Raw genomic sequence first — 15,417 nt, forward strand, 5'->3', positions numbered from 1 at the left:
AGCAACAAACTACCGCCACAATCGCGGCATCATAGGCATTCATAGTCGCCAGCGCCGCCGAATCCGGCTTCAGGAGGTCCGTTCCCAGATGAAATTGGCTTCGCTCGAAGACGGTCCCGAGGGCCGGCTGTTCGTGGTCTCCGACGACATGGGCTGGCGGATCAGCGCCGCGGAGATCGCGCCGACGATGAGCGCGGCCATGGCCGACTGGGATCGCTGCGAACCCCTTCTGCGCGGCGTCGCCGCCTTCCTGAACCGCGGCGCTCAGCGCTTTGTTCGCTTCGAGCCCGCCGCTTGTGAATCCGCGTGCCGCGGGACGGTCGCCCCGGGCGAAGCGGCCGAGTTCAGCCGCGGCGCTGCGGTGATGGTCGGGCCGGTGGCCAAGGGCGCCAGCCGCACCGAAGCCGCCGCCGCCGTGCGCCTGGTCATGCTGCAGATGGATGGCCCGATGGGCCCGGCCCGGGCGCCCTTGGCGGTGACGGTCGATGTCCTCGGCGAGGCCTGGCGCGACGGCCGGCTGACCTGCGCCCCGACCATCGAGATCGACGCCGACCTCGCCGCCAGCGCGCCGGTGGTGTTCGACTTCGCCGCCGCCATCCAGGAGGCCGCCCGCGACGGCGGCCTGGCCGGGGGCTCGGTGGTCAGCCTCAGCGATCTGCGCCCCACAAAGGCCGCCAAGCTGGCCGAGGGCGAGGTGGTCCGTTACGAACTGCGCGACGCCCTCAGCCGCTCGACCTTCGGCGCGGTCGAGCTGCGCGCCACCGTCGCAGCCGAGGCCCGGGAGGTCGCCTGATGGGCGCCGCCGCCGACCTGACGCCCCCGCCGGGCGCAGCGGCGGACTGGACCATCGACCAGGGCTGGGACGCCTATGCGCCGGCCGAGCACCAGGTCTGGCTGACCCTCTATGAGCGCCAGGCGGCGCTGCTGAAGGGCCGGGCCTGCGACGCCTTCCTGCACGGGCTGGATGCTTTGGACCTGCACGGCGGCGGCATTCCCGATCTGCGCCGGGTCAATCCGGCGTTGGAAAAGCTGACCGGCTGGACGGTGGTCACGGTCCCGGGCCTGGTGCCCGACCCGGTATTCTTCGACCATCTGGCCAACCGCCGCTTCCCCGCCGGCCAGTTCATTCGCCGGCCCGACCAGCTGGACTACCTGCAAGAACCCGACATTTTCCACGATGTGTTCGGCCATGTGCCCATGCTGACCGACCCGGTGTTCGCCGACTACATGTGCGCCTATGGCCGGGGCGGCCTGCGCGCCCTGGGTCTCGGCCAACTGCACCATCTAGCGCGGCTCTACTGGCACACCGTCGAGTTCGGCCTGCTCCAGGCGCCCGAGGGCCTCAGGATCTACGGCGCCGGCATCGTTTCCTCGCGCAAGGAGACGATCTACAGCCTGGAGGATCCGCGGCCGAAGCGGATCGAGTTTGACCTCGAGCGGGTGATGCGCACCGTCTACAAGATCGACGACCTGCAACCGACCTATTTCGTTATCCCGTCGCTGCAGGCGCTGCTGGACGCTACCCTGCAGGACTTCGCAGCCATCTACGACCGCCTGCGCGCCGAGCCGGACATCGGCCTGGGCGAAGTTACGGCCGAGGATCACCTGATCGCGGCCTAACCGGCCTGGGCCGCCAGCCTCTCGCTCTCCGCCCACAGCCGCGCGGCGGCCGCATCGTCCTGGGCCTCGGCCGAGGGCGCGACGGGCATTCGTTTGTAGAAATAGAGGCCGGTCTGGCTCTCGACCTCAGGCGAACTGGCCAGGTGGATGATGGTGTCCGCCCCGGCCTTGGGCGTCACCGCCATCAGCTTGGCCAGCGGCATCAGCCTCTGCAGCATCCCGCCCGACTGATCGCCGAAGCGGGTGGCGACGAAGCCGGGGTGCAGGCAGTTGGCGACAACCCCTGACCCGGCCAGCCGCCGGGCCAGTTCGCGCGTGAACAGGATGTTGGCCAGCTTGGAACGGCCATAGACTTCGAAACCCGAATAGCTCTTCGCCGCTTGCAGGTCCTCGAAATCGAGCCGGGAGCCCTGGTGGGCTCTTGAGGCGGTGCTGACGACGCGCGCTCCCGGCGTCGCCTTCAGCCGGTCCAGCAGGCCCTCCGTCAGCACGAAATAGGCCATGTGATTCAGGGCGAAGGTCAGCTCCAGCCCGTCGGGCGACAGTCGGCGGCTGTTGAACAGGGCGCCGGCGTTGTTGATCAGCACGTCGATGCGGGGCTCGGCGGCGGCGATCTGGGCGGCCAGGGCGCGGGTTGCCCCGATCGAGGCGAGATCGGCGATGTACAGGCTGTGAGCCTGGCCGGGCTTCAACCGCTTCAGGGTCGCTTCGCCCCTGGCCTTGTCCCGGGCCACCAGGACAACGCGCGCCCCCTGCGCCGCCAGGGCCTCGGCCGCGACCTGGCCGATGCCGGAGGTCCCGCCCGTGATCACAACCACCTTGCCGTTCATGTCGCGCTCTCCATGGCGAGGGCCCAATCACGTTTCATGAAACGTGATCGATTCTAAAAGTTTAGAGCGGGATCGATGCGAAAAACCGGTTCCCACTTTTTCGCATCCCGCTCTAGGCCCGCGCGTCCTCGATCATCATCCGCGCCGCCTTTTCCGCGATCATCACCGTCGGCGCGTGGGTGTTGCCTGAGGTGATGGTCGGCATGATCGAGGCGTCGGCGATGCGCAGAGCTTCGATCCCTCGCACCTTGAGCCGCGGATCGACCACGCTGCTTTCGTCGGCGCCCATGCGGCAGGTCCCGACGGGGTGGAAGATGGTCGTGGCGATGCGGCCGATGGCGGCCAGAAGCTCGTCGTGGCTGGAGACCGCCGACCCGGGCAGGTGCTCGACGGGCTTGAACCGGGCCAGGGCCGGAGCGGCGCAGATCCGGCGGGTCAAGGCGATGGCGTCCAGGGCCACGGCCTGGTCGGCCTCGCTGCTGAGATAGTTGGGCCGGATCGCCGGCGCAGCCGTGGGATCGGGGTCCTGCAGAATAACCTCGCCGCGGCTCTGGGGCCGCAGGTTGCAGACTGAGGCGGTGAAGGCGTCGAAGGGATGCAGGGGCTGGCCGAAGGCGTCCAGGCTCAGCGGCTGGACGTGATATTCCAGGTCCGGCGTCGCCGCCCGGTCCGATGAATGGGCGAAGAGGCCCAGCTGGCTCGGGGCCATGGACAGGGGGCCGGAACGGGACAGGGCGTATTCGGCCCCGATCATCACCCGGCCCATCAGGCTGGCGGCGCGGGTGTTCAGGGTGCGGGTTCCAGTGACCTTATAGACCGCGCGGATTTGCAGATGGTCCTGAAGGTTGGCGCCGACCGCTGGCATGTCCCGCAGCGGCTCCACGCCGGCCGACTTCAGCCGGGCCGCGGGCCCCAGGCCGCTGAGCTGCAACAGGTGCGGCGAGCCGACGGCGCCGGCGGCCAGGATCACCTCGCCGCGGGCCTCGGCGCTGCGCAGCCGGCCGCCCTGGCGGAATTCGACTCCCCGGGCGCGACCCCCTTCGATCACCAGCCGCTCGGCCTGGGCGCCGGTGACGACCGTCAGGTTCGGGCGGGACCGCACGGGGTCAAGGAAGGCGCGCGCCGCGCTCCAGCGCAGGCCGCACTTCTGGGTCACTTCGAACTTGCCGCTGCCGAAGTTGTCGCCGCGGTTGAAGTCAGAGGTCTTGGGGATGCCGCACTGTTCGGCTGCGTCGGCGAAGGCGCCCAGGATCGGCCAATCCAGCCTCTGCCGCTCGACCCGCAAGGGCCCGCCTGCGCCATGGAAATCGTCCGCCCCGGCGTGATGGTCTTCCGAGGCCTTGAACAGGGGCAGGACGTCATCCCAGCCCCAGCCTGCGCAGCCGAGCTGGCGCCAGTGGTCGTAGTCCGCCGCCTGACCGCGCATGTAGATCATGCCGTTGATCGAGGACGAGCCGCCCAGAAGCCGCCCGCGGGGATAGTTCAGCGCCCGCCCGCCCAGGCCCGGCTCGGCTTCGGTCCGGAAGCACCAGTCGGTGCGGGCCTTTCCTTGCGTATAGAGGTAGCCGATCGGCACCTGCACCCAGAACAGCCGGTCGTGTCCGCCGGCCTCCAGCAGCAGCACGCGGTTGCGCGGATCGGCGCTCAGGCGATTGGCCAGGACGCAGCCCGCCGAGCCGGCGCCGACCACGATATAGTCGAAGCTTCCAATGCTCTCGCGCGCCTCGCCGGCCATGCAGCGCCTCCCTCGCCCGAGGGATACGCCGGATTCACCGGTTTGCAGAAGCGCCGGTTTGCGAAATGCTGGCGGACAAGATTAGGAGGCGCGCCATGCACACCCAAGACCTCGGGCCGATTGAGGCGGTCAGCCGCGTCACCCTGGGCGGAGGCGGCCTGGGCGAGCTATGGGGCGAGACCACCCCGGCCGAGGCCATCGCCACCCTGAACGAGGCGGTGGAGGCCGGGATCAACCTGATCGACACCGCCCCGCTCTACAAAAACTGCGAGGCTGTGATCGGGGCGGCGTTCCAGGGCCGTCCGCCCCAGGGCCTGCGCTTCACCAGCAAGGTCTATCTAGGCTCGCCGCCGGCGGGCGAGGTCGCAGGGCGGATCGAGGCGGCCCTGGCCGCCAGCCTCGCCGCCATGCGGCTGGAGCGGCTCGACCTCTATTTCCTGCACACCAACATCTGCCCGGACGGCTACATCTATGCCAGGGGCGCGCATCGCCAGGCGAATTTCGCCACCTTCTGGTCGCTCTATCGGGACGAGGTGATTCCCGCGTTCGAGCGGCTGAAGGCCCAGGGGCGCATAGGCGCCTGGGGGATCACCGCCACCGGCGTGCCGGCGACGATCCTTCAGGCCCTGGCGGCCGAGCCGCGGCCCCAAGTCTGCCAGGCGGTGAGCAACCTTCTCGACAGCATCGGCGATATGCGGAGCTATGCCGAGCCGCCGCAGCCGCGGGCGATCATCGCCGAGGCGGTGCGGCAGGGCGTCGGCGTGATGGGTATCCGCGCGGTCCAGGCGGGCGCCCTGACCCGCGCTATCGACCGCGAACTGCATCCCAGGAGCGCCGAGCTGGCCGACTACGCTCGCGCCGCGCCCTATCGCGCCCTGTGCGAGGCCTGGGGCGCCGACCCAGCGCTGGTCGCGCACCGCTATGCCTTGGGCATGGAGGGCGTCGACACTCTGATCCTGGGGGTCAAGAACCGCGAGGAGTTGCGGCAATGCCTGGAAGCCGAACGGCTGGGGCCGCTGAGCGCCGAGGAGGTCGCGGCGGTCGACGCCCTCGGCCTCTCCGCGCCGCAGCCGGTTTGACTTTCGCTGCGTCAGCGGCTTGATCGCGGGTCTAGCGTTCCGGAGCGTCCCTTGGTCGAACCCGCCACCCAAGAGCCCGTCGGCAGCCTGGCCACGGCCCTGGCCCATACCCGCCGCCTGCTGGCCGCGCGGCCGGACTTGGCGGAGGTGCAGGCGCGGGAGATCCTGGCCCAGGTTCGTCACCCGGAAGCCGAGCTGTTGCTCGGCGTGGCGCTGAGGCTGCAGGGCGACCTGGCCGGTGCGCGCGCTGTGCTCGTTCCCCTGGCCGCCGTCCAGCCCCGGGCGACCGAGGTGCACTACGAGGCCGGCGTGGTCCTGGGCGCCCTGGGCGAGACCCGCCCCGCTGTCGCCGCCCTGACCCGCGCCACCGAGCTGAACCCCAAGGCCCCGCATGCCTGGCGCGCCCTGGGCGACCAGCTGACCGTGCTCGGCGAGACCACGGCGGCCGACGCCGCCTATGCCCGCCAGATCCAGGCCTCGGTCAACGACCCGGTGCTGATGGAGGCCGCCCAGGCGCTGGTCGAGGGCAAGCTGGCGGTGGTCGAGCACCTGCTGCGCGGCTTCCTCAAGGCCCACCCGACCGATGTGGTGGCCATGCGCATGCTGGCCGAGGCAGGCACTCGGCTGGGCCGCTACGGCGACGTGGAGAAGATCCTTCAGACCTGCCTGGAACTTGCGCCCAGCTTCATCCCGGCCCGCTACAACTACGCCATCGTCCTCTACCGCCAGAATCGAGCAGCCGAAGCCCTGCCGCAGATCGAGAAGCTGCTGGCCGACGAGCCGGGCAACATCGGCTATCGTAACCTGCACGCAGCAGCGCTCAGTCTGGTCGGTGAATACGCCCAGGCTATCGCCATTTATGAAGAGGTGTTGAAGGCTGCGCCGGAACAGCCGCTGATCTGGCTGAGCTACGGTCATGCCCTTCGCACCTCCGGCCGGCAGGCCGAGGCGGTCTCGGCCTATAAGCGGGCGATCGAACAGATGCCGGGTCTGGGCGAGGCCTATTTCAGTCTTGCCAATCTGAAGACTGTCCGCTTCGACAGCGCCGATATCGAGGCGATGCGCACTCAATTGCAGAGGCCCGAGCTGTCGTCTTCGGACCAGCTGCACCTGCACTATGCGCTCGGCAAGGCGCTGGAGGATGAGGGCGACTACGCCGCTTCGTTTGACCACTACGCCAAGGGCGCCGCGCTGCGCCGAGCCGAGACGCCCTACGACGCCGAGGAAATGACCGCGCGACGCCAACGATCACAGGCACTGTTCACGAAGGACTTTTTCGCCGGCCGGGTGGGGTGGGGCTGTGACGCGCCGGACCCGATCTTCGTTGTCGGTCTGCCGCGCTCCGGGTCGACTCTGATCGAGCAGATTCTCTCCAGCCATTCCGCGGTCGAAGGCACCATGGAGTTGCCGGACATTAACGCCATCGCCCTGAGCCTGGGCCATAACGCGCCCAAGAAGAAGGACCGCAACTACCCGGCCAGCCTCGCCGAATTGGAAGCCGACCAGCTCCGGGCTTTGGGCGAGGAGTACCTGACCCGCACCCGAATCCAACGCAAGACGGGCCGGCCCCTGTTCATCGACAAGATGCCGAACAACTTCCAGCACGTAGGCTTGATCCACCTGATCCTGCCCGGGGCCAAGATCATCGACGCGCGGCGCCACCCCCTGGCGACCTGCTTTTCGGCCTTCAAGCAGCATTTCGCCAAGGGCCAGAACTATACCTACGACCTGGACGAACTCGGCCGCTACTATCGCGACTATGTGGCGTTGATGGACCATTTCGACGAGGTCCTGCCCGGGCGCATCCATCGCGTGTACTACGAACGCATGGTGGAGGATCAGGAGGCGGAGGTGCGCCGACTGCTGGACTATTGCGGCCTGCCGTTCGAGGACGCCTGCCTCCGCTTCTACGAGAACGAGCGGGCGGTGCGCACGGCGAGCTCCGAACAGGTCCGCAGGCCGATCTTCCGTGAGGGCCTGGACCAGTGGCGGCGCTACGAGCCCTGGTTGGGGCCGTTGAAAGACGTTCTCGGACCGGTGCTGGAGGCCTATCCCCAGCCGCTCGCGCGGGTCGAAGCACCGCCTTCGAAGTGACATAAGTCTGTTATGACTGTGTCGCGTTGGACGCAGGCGCAGAGGAATTGCCTGGGATCACAGGCGCTCGACTTGACAATGGCGCCCCGCTTGGAGGCACTGCCCGCAATCTTACAATTGTGGGGATTCGTGAATATGCGGGGATATCTGAGTCAGCGGCGGCTGCGCGGTGCGACCTGGTCGGCCACCTTTCTGGCTTCGACCATGCTGACCGGCGCTGGCGCGGCCTATGCGGCCGACCAGGCTGCGGCGCCTGCTGCTGCGGCGCCCAGCAATCAGATTCAGGAAGTGGTGGTCACCGCGCAGAAGCGGGAAGAGAACATCCAAAAAGTGCCGATGAGCATCCAGGCTCTCGACACCAAGAAGCTGACCCAGCTGAACGTCACCGAGTTCAATGACTATGTGAAGTATATGCCGAGCGTCGCGTTCCAGAGCGATGGCCCGAATAGCGCACAGGTCTACATGCGCGGTGTGTCCAGTGGCGATAACGGCAACCATTCCGGTCCGCTACCGACCGTCGGCACCTATCTAGACGAAATGCCGATCACGACCATCGGCGGTACGCTCGACGTACACATTTACGACATCGCTCGGGTGGAAGTGCTGCCTGGTCCGCAAGGCACCCTCTATGGCGCCAGCTCCGAAGCTGGCACCATGCGCATCATCACCAACAAGCCCAGCACCTCGGGCTTCAGCGCCTCTTATGATGCGCAAGTCAATCAAGTCGACCATGGCGGGACCGGCTATACTTTCGAAGGCTATGTCAACGTACCGGTGAACGACAAGGTGGCGGTCCGCCTTGTGGCGTTCGATCAGCATGACGCCGGCTACATCAACAATGTCCTTGGAACCCGGACCTTCGCCACTTCCGGAGATACGATCAATAACGCCGGGTTCGTCAAGAAGGCCTTCAACGACGTCGACAACTTTGGCGGGCGCGCGGCGCTGAAGTGGGACATCAACGATAATTGGTCGGTCGAACCGACCCTCATCGGGCAGGATACGCGCGCCAACGGCGTATTCGCCTACGAGCCGGCCTATGGCTACCTGAACGTCGAGCGGTTCCAACCGGATACCGACCACGACAAGTGGGGAGCCGCGACCCTGGCTATCAACGGTAAGCTCGGCCGGTTCAGTCTGGTTTACGCCGGCAGCTATTTCGTGCGCAGGCAGGACACCAAGACCGACTACACCGACTATTCGATCTTCTATGATCAGCAATATCATTCAGGCGCCTACTGGGTGGACAGCAACGGCAACCCGCTGGCGAGCCCCCAGCAGGAAATCGTTGGCACCGATAAGTTCACCAAGGAAAGTCACGAACTGCGAATCTCGTCGCCCTCGACGGATCGCTTCCGGATCATCGGCGGCTTCTTCGAGCAGCGGCAGACCCACTGGATCCTGCAAGACTACCAGATCAATGGCCTGGCTGCGTCGTCCTCAGTGACCGGTTGGCCTGGCACGATTTGGCTGACGGATCAGATGCGTGTCGACCGGGATATCGCTGGCTTTGGCGAGGCGTCCTTCGACATCACGCCGCAACTCACAGCGACCTTCGGCCTTCGCGGCTATCAGTATCGTAACTCGCTGGAAGGCTTCTTCGGCTACGGCATTGGTTATAGCAGCCACACCGGCGAGGCTCGCTGCTTCGATTTCATCCACTATCGCGGCGATCCGTGCGTCAATCTGAACAAGACGGTGTCGGGGTCCGGCGAGACCCACAAGTTGAACCTCACCTACAAGATCAACAGCGACGACCTCGTCTATGCCACCTATTCGACGGGTTTCCGGCCTGGCGGGGTCAACCGCAACGCCAATTTCGGCGCCTATACTCCGGACACGCTCGACAACTACGAAATCGGCTGGAAAACGTCGCTGTTCGATCGGACGGTCCGCTTCAATGGTGCGATCTATTATGAAAAGTGGAACGGATTCCAATACTCGTTCCTCGGCCCGAACAGCCTGACCATCATCGAGAACGGCCCGAACGCCAACATTTATGGGATCGAGACCAGCATCGACTGGCGGGCTACCGATCATTTGACGCTGTCATTCAACGGCGCATACAACGACGCCAAGACCGCCGGGGTATTGTGTGCGGTGTTTGCCGAGGTGCCCTGTGCTGCGGCTGATGTTTCAGCACCGAAGGGGCAGCGATTGCCCTATACGCCACCCTTCAAGGGCAACGTGACGGCCCGCTACACCTTCACTCTGGCGGATTGGGACGCTCACGTTCAGGGCTCACTGCTCTATAACAACACCAACGAGGTGGGTCTGCGGACGCAGGACGTGATCGATTACGGAAACATCCCGAGCTATACGACCGCGGACTTCGCGTTCGGGGCCGAGCACGGGTCGATGTCAGCTGAGCTCTACGTCAAGAACGCGTTCAACACGCATGCGTCTCTGAACAACTTCCTGCCGTGCGGCTCGACCTGCGCCCTCAGCTTCCCGGGCTTGCCGACGCCGCGCTACGTGGTGCCGGTGCAGCCTCTGACGGTCGGTCTGCGGTTCGGCCAGAAGTTCTGAGCACTGCAACCGCGATAGAACAGGAGCGGGGCGACGCAGCAGCGTCGCCCCGTTTTTTTTGAGCGCCGCGCCGCGCCTCAGCTACAGCGGCTGGCGGCGTGGGCGAGGTCACGGTAGGTCGGGTCGGCCTTGAACTGCACCTTGACCATCACCCGCTGGCCGGCCAGGTCGGCGGGCGGGCGGGGCGCGCGGATGCTGTTCAGGGCGTCGATGGCGGCCTTGTCGAGGTCGGGGCAGCCGCAGCTCTGGGCCGGGGCCGAGACCTGGGCGTGGCCGGCCGCATCCACCGTCATCGGCACATAGACCACGCCCACCTTGGTCGGGGCCTCGTCGGATTGGCTCAGCGCATCATTGACGGCGAAGCTCAGCTTGTCGACCCAGGCCTGGTCGGCGGTGAGCGGGGCGGCCTGCGCCGTGGAGCCCAGGGTGGCGGCGGCGAGGGCGGCGATCAGAAGCTTGGTCATGGCATGCGTCTCCTCGAAGCGCCGCCTTCGAGGAACGGCGCTGTGAATATTGGTTGGAGGCTCGGGGTCTCGTCTGTTGTGTCCTTGCCGAATGCTTCACTTTCATTCGACGGGTATTTGAATACGCCGAGATCAGCGCTAGCGTTAGTTACAACGCGTCCATTAAGTCGAATTCATCTTCGGTGAATATTGGCGGAATTGTGACAATGGCGGCGCCATTGCGGCGATCAGCCGTTCGCCACGTCCAGGGGCTGGGCTTCGTCCGGTTCGCCGGTGGTCGACCAGCGGGCGATGGTGATGAGAAGGTCTCGCGGATTGATCGGCTTGGCCAGGTGGGCGTTCATGCCGGCGCGCTGATAGGCGGCGACCTGCTCGGCCATCACATTGGCCGACAGGGCGATGATCGGGATGCGGGCATGGTCGCCGCCCAGGCTGCGGATGATCTCGGTGGCCTGGACCCCGCCCATCACCGGCATCTGCACGTCCATCAGGATCAGGTCGTAGCGGTCGGTGCGCACCGCCTCGATCGCCTCGGCGCCGTTGCCGGCGACCGCCACCTCGACCCCCACCGCCTGCAGCAGGGTGCAGACCAGCTCCTGGTTGGGCTCGGCGTCCTCGACCAGCAGCACCCTGAGGGCGTCCAGGCGGACGGCGGCCTCGTCGGTGGTGGGCTGGGCGGCCTGGCCGGCCTCGCCCAGCGGGACCCAGAACCAGAAGGTGGAGCCTTCGCCCAGGCGGCTTTCGACGCCGATCTCCCCGCCCATCAGCTCGACCAGGCGGGCGCAGATGGCCAGGCCCAGCCCCGAGCCGCCGAACCGGCGCGAAATCGAGCCGTCGGCCTGGACGAAGCGCTGGAATATCTGGCCCAGGGCCGCCTCCGGAATGCCGATGCCGGTGTCGGTGACGCTGAAGCGTACGCCCTGACCCTGGCCGACGCGGGCTTCCGGTTCTGCAGCGACCAGGACCCCGCCCTGGATGGTGAATTTGACCGCGTTGCTGACCAGGTTCAGCAGCACCTGGCGCAGGCGACCGGTGTCGCCGACCAGGCTGTCCGGCAAGCCCTCGGCGATCCGCGCGGCGAGGCTGATGCTCTTGCGGGCGGCCTGTTCGTTCAGCAGGGCCAGGGTGTCGGCCACGAGGCGCCGCGGCTCGAAGGCCTCGCTCTCCAGCTCCACCGAGCCGGCCTCCAGCTTGGAGAAGTCCAAGACGTCGTTGACGATGGCCAAGAGCGCCTTGCCGGCGTCGTCGATGCGGGTGACCCAGTGGCGCTGCAGCTCGTCTAGCCCGGCCTGGCCGCCCAGAAGGCCGGTGAAGCCGATGATGGCGGTCAGGGGCGTCCTCAGTTCATGGCTCATATTGGCCAGGAATTCGGAATTGGCGCGGGCGGCGACCTCGGCCCGGTCCCTGGCCGCAACCAGCTCGTCCTGCATGGCCTCGCGGTCGGTGACGTCGTGCACGATCCAGATCTCGCCGCTGGGATCGTCGCAGGCTCTGAGCTCCAGCACGCGCCGTTCGCCGTCCTTGCGCCGGATCACGCCCTGCACGATCGACTTGAAGCCGTCGCGCCGGTTCTGCTCGTACCGCGCCAGAAGCTTGCCCGTGTCGTCGCCGTAGAGCTTGCGGAACCAGCTCTTCAGCGTCGGCAACTCCTCGCGCGAATAGCCGGTGATCTGCTCCAGGGCCGCGTTCATGGTCAGGGCCCCGGCGCGCGCGTGCACGGCCCCGGCCGGCAGGCGCTCGATGAAGCGCGACAGCCGCTCGGACTGCTCGCGCTGCATCGCCTCTGCGCGCCGCTGCTCGGTGATGTCCTGGACCACGCCGACGATCGCCGCCGGCGCGCCGTCGGGGCCATGCTCGCAGGCGCCGCGGGAGACCACGATGCGCTCGGCGCCGTCGGCGCGCAGCAGGCGGGCCTCGAAGGCGAAGGCGACGCCTTCGGTCATGGCGCGGCTGAACTGGGCGTTGATGGCCGGGCGATCGTCGGGATGGAAGAAGTCCAGCGCGTCGCCGAGCTGGGGCGTAAAGCTTTCGGGCGAGACCCCATGAATGCGATAGACCTGCTCGGACCAGAAGGTCTGCATGTCGGCCAGGCGCAGCGACCAGTAGCCGACGCCGGTCAGGCTTTCGGCCATCGCCAGCAGCCGGCCCTCGGCGCCGCCCGCATGCACGGGCGCCGGGCCGAAGCCCGGATCAGCGCGCGCGATGTCGTTCGTCCCTAACGGCATGCCCTATCCGAAAACCCCACACGATCGACCACGGTCGGCGCGAACCGTCGGCGAAGCTGCGAGCCCGCCGGGTTCGTCGTTCAATTGGGCGGGCATATTTGCCGGCTTAGGTTGATAAATTCGAAATAGCGACGTTACCCGAGCGCGATTATCTGGGGATTGTTTCCTGGAAGTGGAGTTTCAGGCCGTTTCCAGCGCCAACGCCGCGAAACTGGCCAGCCAGTGCTCGCCCATATAGTCGCTGGCCACATGCGGCAGGCTGGCGGCCAGATGGGTCTCGGCGGCCTTGCCGAGCACGCCGCGCCGGGCGTCGCCCACAGGCAGGGCGGCGGCCACCTCGCGCAGGCACCAGGCGCGACTGAGATTGACCCCGTCCAGATGAGCGATCTTGCCGTCGGTGCGGTCACTGACCGTGGCCGGCGCGAACAGGGCGCCGGGTTCCTGGGCGGCGAGGCGAGGGAGAAACCGGTCCAGCCAGGGGACGAACGCGCCGGCGGGCAGGGCGCGGGCCATCAAGGCGGCCTCGATCAGGGCCGGGGAGAGGAAGTCGTCGCCGCCGGGCTCCCACGCCTGGCAGTCGGCGTCGGCGCCGTACCAGGCCAGGGCCTTGTGGCGGAACAGGGCGGCGAGGTCCTGATCCTTGACCGCCTCGGCATAGTCCAGCGCCAGGCGCAGGGCGAAGGCGGTGTTGCTGTGCACCCCTGCCCGCACCGGATAGGTCGCCTTGGGCAGGTAGGCGCGGAAGCGGTCGGCGAAGGCCTGGGCCAGCGGGGCCAGGGCCTCGGCCCAGGCGCGCTCGGCCGGCGCCATGCGCTGCTCCAGTTCCGCCGCCAGCTTCAAAAGCCAGGCCCAGCCATAAGGTCGCTCGAAGCCGCCGGAGAGCGGCCGGTCCAGATAGGCGCGTTCGCCGGCGACCAGCTCCGGGGTCAGCTTGCGGTCAAACAGGGCGGTGATCTCGGCGGCCTCGGGCAGATCCGGAAAGCGGCGGCCGATCCGGGCCAGCAGCCAATAGCCGTGCACGCAGGAGTGCCAGTCGAAGCTGCCATGAAAGACCGGGTGCAACTCGGTCGGCGAGCGGCGGTCGTCGGGACCCAGCAGCACCTGGTCCAGCTTGAAGGGATAGCGCCGCTCGACATGGCCCAGCGCAATGCGGGCGAAGCGGCTGGCGAGGTCAGGGGTGAACTGGGTCATCGGGGGTGGAACACCAGAAGCGCCATCAGGGCGGTGTTGATCACGAGCAGGGCCAGGGCTGTGGGGACCTGGGCCTTGATCACGGCGTAGCGGTCCTGAAGCTCCAGGAGGGCGGCGGGGACGATATTGAAATTGGCCGCCATGGGGGTCATCAGCGTGCCGCAAAAGCCGGACAGCATGCCGATCGCGGCCATGGTGGCGGGATCGCCGCCGAACCTGCGCACGATCAGCGGCAGGCCGATCCCGGCGGTCATCACCGGAAAGGCGGCGAAGGCGTTGCCCATCACCATGGTGAAGGCGGCCATGCCGAAGGTGTAGGCGCAGATCACCAAGAGGCGGTTGTCCAGCGGGATCAGGTGGCCGATCAGGCTGCTGACCGCCTGGCCGACGCCGGAGAGGGCGAAGACGGCGCCGAGGGCCGCCAAGAGCTGCGGCAGCACCGCCGCCCAGCCGATGTGGTCCAGCAGCCGCCGGCTTTCCTGCAGCGGCGCGACCAGGGGCGGGCGGGTCAAGGCCATGGCCAGGGCCACCGCGGCCAGGGCGCCGATCCCCAAGGAGACCAGGGTCGCCTGCTTGGCCTCGATCAGGGGCTGGCCGGCCAGTGTGGCGTTCTTCAGCACCAGGGCGCCCAGGAGGGTCACCGCCGGGATCACCAGCGCCGGCAGGAACACCCGCTCGCCCAGCCGGGCCGCGCTCGTGGCGCGCTGCTCGGGGCTGGTGGTGGCCGGGGCGCCGCGGCCGAGGCCGACCACGCCGGCGACGACCACCATGGCCAGGGCCAGAAGGCCGTTGGCGAAGTCGGTCAGGCGCGAGCCGAACAGGAAGCTCGTCGCAAACAGGCCCCAGAAGGCGCCGGCGGCCCAGCGGCGGGGATTGGCCTTGTCGGCGGCGCTGAGCACCGCCACCGCCGCCATCATCAGGCCGGCCAGGACATAGACCTGCTCCAGCCGGATCATGGCCGCGCCGTCCGCGCCAGCCGCCGATCGAGGCGCAGCAGCCGAAAGCCGTGGACCAGCAGGGCGCAGAGGGCGGTCGGGATCGCCCACATCGAGATCTGCAGCGGCTGGGCCTCGACCCCGTTCTGCTGCAAGACGCCCTTGATCAACAGCACCGAGGCCACGGCGACGAAGATGTCCTCGCCGAAGAACAGGGCCACGTTCTCGGCCGCCGCGGCCTCGGCGCGGACCTGCTGGCGGGTCGCCTCATTGAGGCCGCCGCCGTCCTCCAGCCGCGCCTCCGCCGCCGCCTCGGCCATGGGGGCGATCAGCGGCCGGACCATCTGCGCCTGGCCGGCTATGGCTGTAAGGCCGATGGCGGCCGTGGCCTGGCGCAGCACGAAATAGAGCAGCAGGAGGCGGCCGGCGGTCAGGGCCCTGGCCCGGCCGATCAGGGTCTTGGCCCGCTCCTGCAAGCCCGCTCGCTCCAGAAGCCCCACCGCCGGCAGGGCCAACAGCACCACCCCTACATAGCGGCTGTCGTTGAACGCCTTGCCGAAGGCCGAGATCACCGCCACCAGGTCCATCCCGCCCAGGAGCCCGGTCACAACGGCGGCCACGGTGACCACCAGCAGCGGGTTGAAGCGCAGCACGAAGCCCAGGACGACGATCGGCACGCCGATCAGGGTCAACATGCGGCGGTCTCCTTGCGCGG

General features: G+C 67.7%; 12 protein-coding genes. 5 read left to right on the plus strand and 7 right to left on the minus strand.

Features of this window, described 5'->3' with window-relative positions; all coding sequences use genetic code 11:
• The first annotated feature begins 88 nt into the window (after positions 1-88).
• Both KCG34_RS20410 and phhA read left to right on the plus strand, forming a co-directional pair.
• Positions 89-793, plus strand: a complete 705-nt coding sequence (locus tag KCG34_RS20410; RefSeq protein WP_211937441.1) for a hypothetical protein — start codon at positions 89-91, stop codon at positions 791-793.
• Entirely contained in the window at positions 793-1,620 is an 828-nt protein-coding gene (gene phhA / locus KCG34_RS20415; RefSeq protein ID WP_211937442.1) for a phenylalanine 4-monooxygenase, read from the plus strand. The genes KCG34_RS20410 and phhA overlap by 1 nt, the downstream gene beginning before the upstream one ends.
• Here phhA and KCG34_RS20420 read toward each other — a convergent pair.
• Both KCG34_RS20420 and KCG34_RS20425 read right to left on the minus strand, forming a co-directional pair.
• Positions 1,617-2,450, minus strand: a complete 834-nt coding sequence (locus KCG34_RS20420) for an SDR family NAD(P)-dependent oxidoreductase (RefSeq protein WP_211937443.1) — start codon at positions 2,448-2,450, stop codon at positions 1,617-1,619. The two genes, phhA and KCG34_RS20420, sit on opposite strands and share 4 nt — an antisense overlap.
• 112 nt (positions 2,451-2,562) lie before the next feature.
• Positions 2,563-4,185 carry a GMC family oxidoreductase gene (locus KCG34_RS20425; RefSeq protein ID WP_211937444.1) on the minus strand — a complete coding sequence of 541 codons (1,623 nt, stop codon included), beginning with the start codon at positions 4,183-4,185 and terminating at the stop codon, positions 2,563-2,565.
• Positions 4,186-4,280: 95 nt separating this feature from the next.
• On the opposite strand from KCG34_RS20425, the gene KCG34_RS20430 reads away from it, so the two are divergent.
• The 3 genes from KCG34_RS20430 (at position 4,281) to KCG34_RS20440 (ending at position 9,887) form a co-directional block, all read left to right on the plus strand.
• Complete coding sequence (locus KCG34_RS20430) at positions 4,281-5,264, plus strand: aldo/keto reductase (protein ID WP_211937445.1); 984 nt, start codon at positions 4,281-4,283, stop codon at positions 5,262-5,264.
• A 51-nt stretch (positions 5,265-5,315) separates the two neighbouring features.
• A complete protein-coding gene (locus tag KCG34_RS20435; protein ID WP_211937446.1) occupies positions 5,316-7,358 on the plus strand; it encodes a tetratricopeptide repeat-containing sulfotransferase family protein in 2,043 nt (680 codons plus the stop codon).
• Between the two features lie 135 nt (positions 7,359-7,493).
• Positions 7,494-9,887, plus strand: a complete 2,394-nt coding sequence (locus KCG34_RS20440) for a TonB-dependent receptor (protein ID WP_211937447.1) — start codon at positions 7,494-7,496, stop codon at positions 9,885-9,887.
• Positions 9,888-9,964: 77 nt separating this feature from the next.
• Here the strand turns inward: KCG34_RS20440 and KCG34_RS20445 are convergent, their stop codons facing one another.
• From KCG34_RS20445 to KCG34_RS20465, 5 genes are all read right to left on the minus strand, one after another.
• Positions 9,965-10,351 (minus strand): energy transducer TonB, encoded by a 387-nt coding sequence (locus KCG34_RS20445; protein WP_211937448.1) that lies wholly within the window; start codon positions 10,349-10,351, stop codon positions 9,965-9,967.
• Positions 10,352-10,578: 227 nt separating this feature from the next.
• Positions 10,579-12,576 (minus strand): hybrid sensor histidine kinase/response regulator, encoded by a 1,998-nt coding sequence (locus KCG34_RS20450; RefSeq protein WP_211937449.1) that lies wholly within the window; start codon positions 12,574-12,576, stop codon positions 10,579-10,581.
• Positions 12,577-12,756: 180 nt separating this feature from the next.
• Entirely contained in the window at positions 12,757-13,767 is a 1,011-nt protein-coding gene (locus KCG34_RS20455) for a DUF2891 domain-containing protein (protein WP_211937450.1), read from the minus strand.
• Complete coding sequence (locus tag KCG34_RS20460; protein WP_211937451.1) at positions 13,764-14,723, minus strand: DUF979 domain-containing protein; 960 nt, start codon at positions 14,721-14,723, stop codon at positions 13,764-13,766. The genes KCG34_RS20455 and KCG34_RS20460 overlap by 4 nt, the downstream gene beginning before the upstream one ends.
• Positions 14,720-15,397, minus strand: a complete 678-nt coding sequence (locus KCG34_RS20465) for a 5-oxoproline transporter, DUF969 family subunit (protein ID WP_211937452.1) — start codon at positions 15,395-15,397, stop codon at positions 14,720-14,722. Before KCG34_RS20465 ends, KCG34_RS20460 begins: the two co-directional genes overlap by 4 nt.
• Positions 15,398-15,417: the final 20 nt, after the last annotated feature.

Source organism: Phenylobacterium montanum (assembly GCF_018135625.1).
GTDB classification, from domain to species: domain Bacteria; phylum Pseudomonadota; class Alphaproteobacteria; order Caulobacterales; family Caulobacteraceae; genus Poindextera; species Poindextera montana.

Excerpts from the sequence above, each read along its gene's own strand:
- KCG34_RS20410 (WP_211937441.1), top strand. The coding sequence starts at position 89 with ATGAAATTGGCTTCGCTCGAAGACGGTCCCGAGGGCCGGCTGTTCGTG.
- phhA (WP_211937442.1), top strand. The coding sequence starts at position 793 with ATGGGCGCCGCCGCCGACCTGACGCCCCCGCCGGGCGCAGCGGCGGAC.
- KCG34_RS20420 (WP_211937443.1), bottom strand. The coding sequence starts at position 2,450 with ATGAACGGCAAGGTGGTTGTGATCACGGGCGGGACCTCCGGCATCGGC.
- KCG34_RS20425 (WP_211937444.1), bottom strand. The coding sequence starts at position 4,185 with ATGGCCGGCGAGGCGCGCGAGAGCATTGGAAGCTTCGACTATATCGTG.
- KCG34_RS20430 (WP_211937445.1), top strand. The coding sequence starts at position 4,281 with ATGCACACCCAAGACCTCGGGCCGATTGAGGCGGTCAGCCGCGTCACC.
- KCG34_RS20440 (WP_211937447.1), top strand. The coding sequence starts at position 7,494 with ATGCGGGGATATCTGAGTCAGCGGCGGCTGCGCGGTGCGACCTGGTCG.
- KCG34_RS20445 (WP_211937448.1), bottom strand. The coding sequence starts at position 10,351 with ATGACCAAGCTTCTGATCGCCGCCCTCGCCGCCGCCACCCTGGGCTCC.
- KCG34_RS20450 (WP_211937449.1), bottom strand. The coding sequence starts at position 12,576 with ATGCCGTTAGGGACGAACGACATCGCGCGCGCTGATCCGGGCTTCGGC.
- KCG34_RS20455 (WP_211937450.1), bottom strand. The coding sequence starts at position 13,767 with ATGACCCAGTTCACCCCTGACCTCGCCAGCCGCTTCGCCCGCATTGCG.
- KCG34_RS20460 (WP_211937451.1), bottom strand. The coding sequence starts at position 14,723 with ATGATCCGGCTGGAGCAGGTCTATGTCCTGGCCGGCCTGATGATGGCG.
- KCG34_RS20465 (WP_211937452.1), bottom strand. The coding sequence starts at position 15,397 with ATGTTGACCCTGATCGGCGTGCCGATCGTCGTCCTGGGCTTCGTGCTG.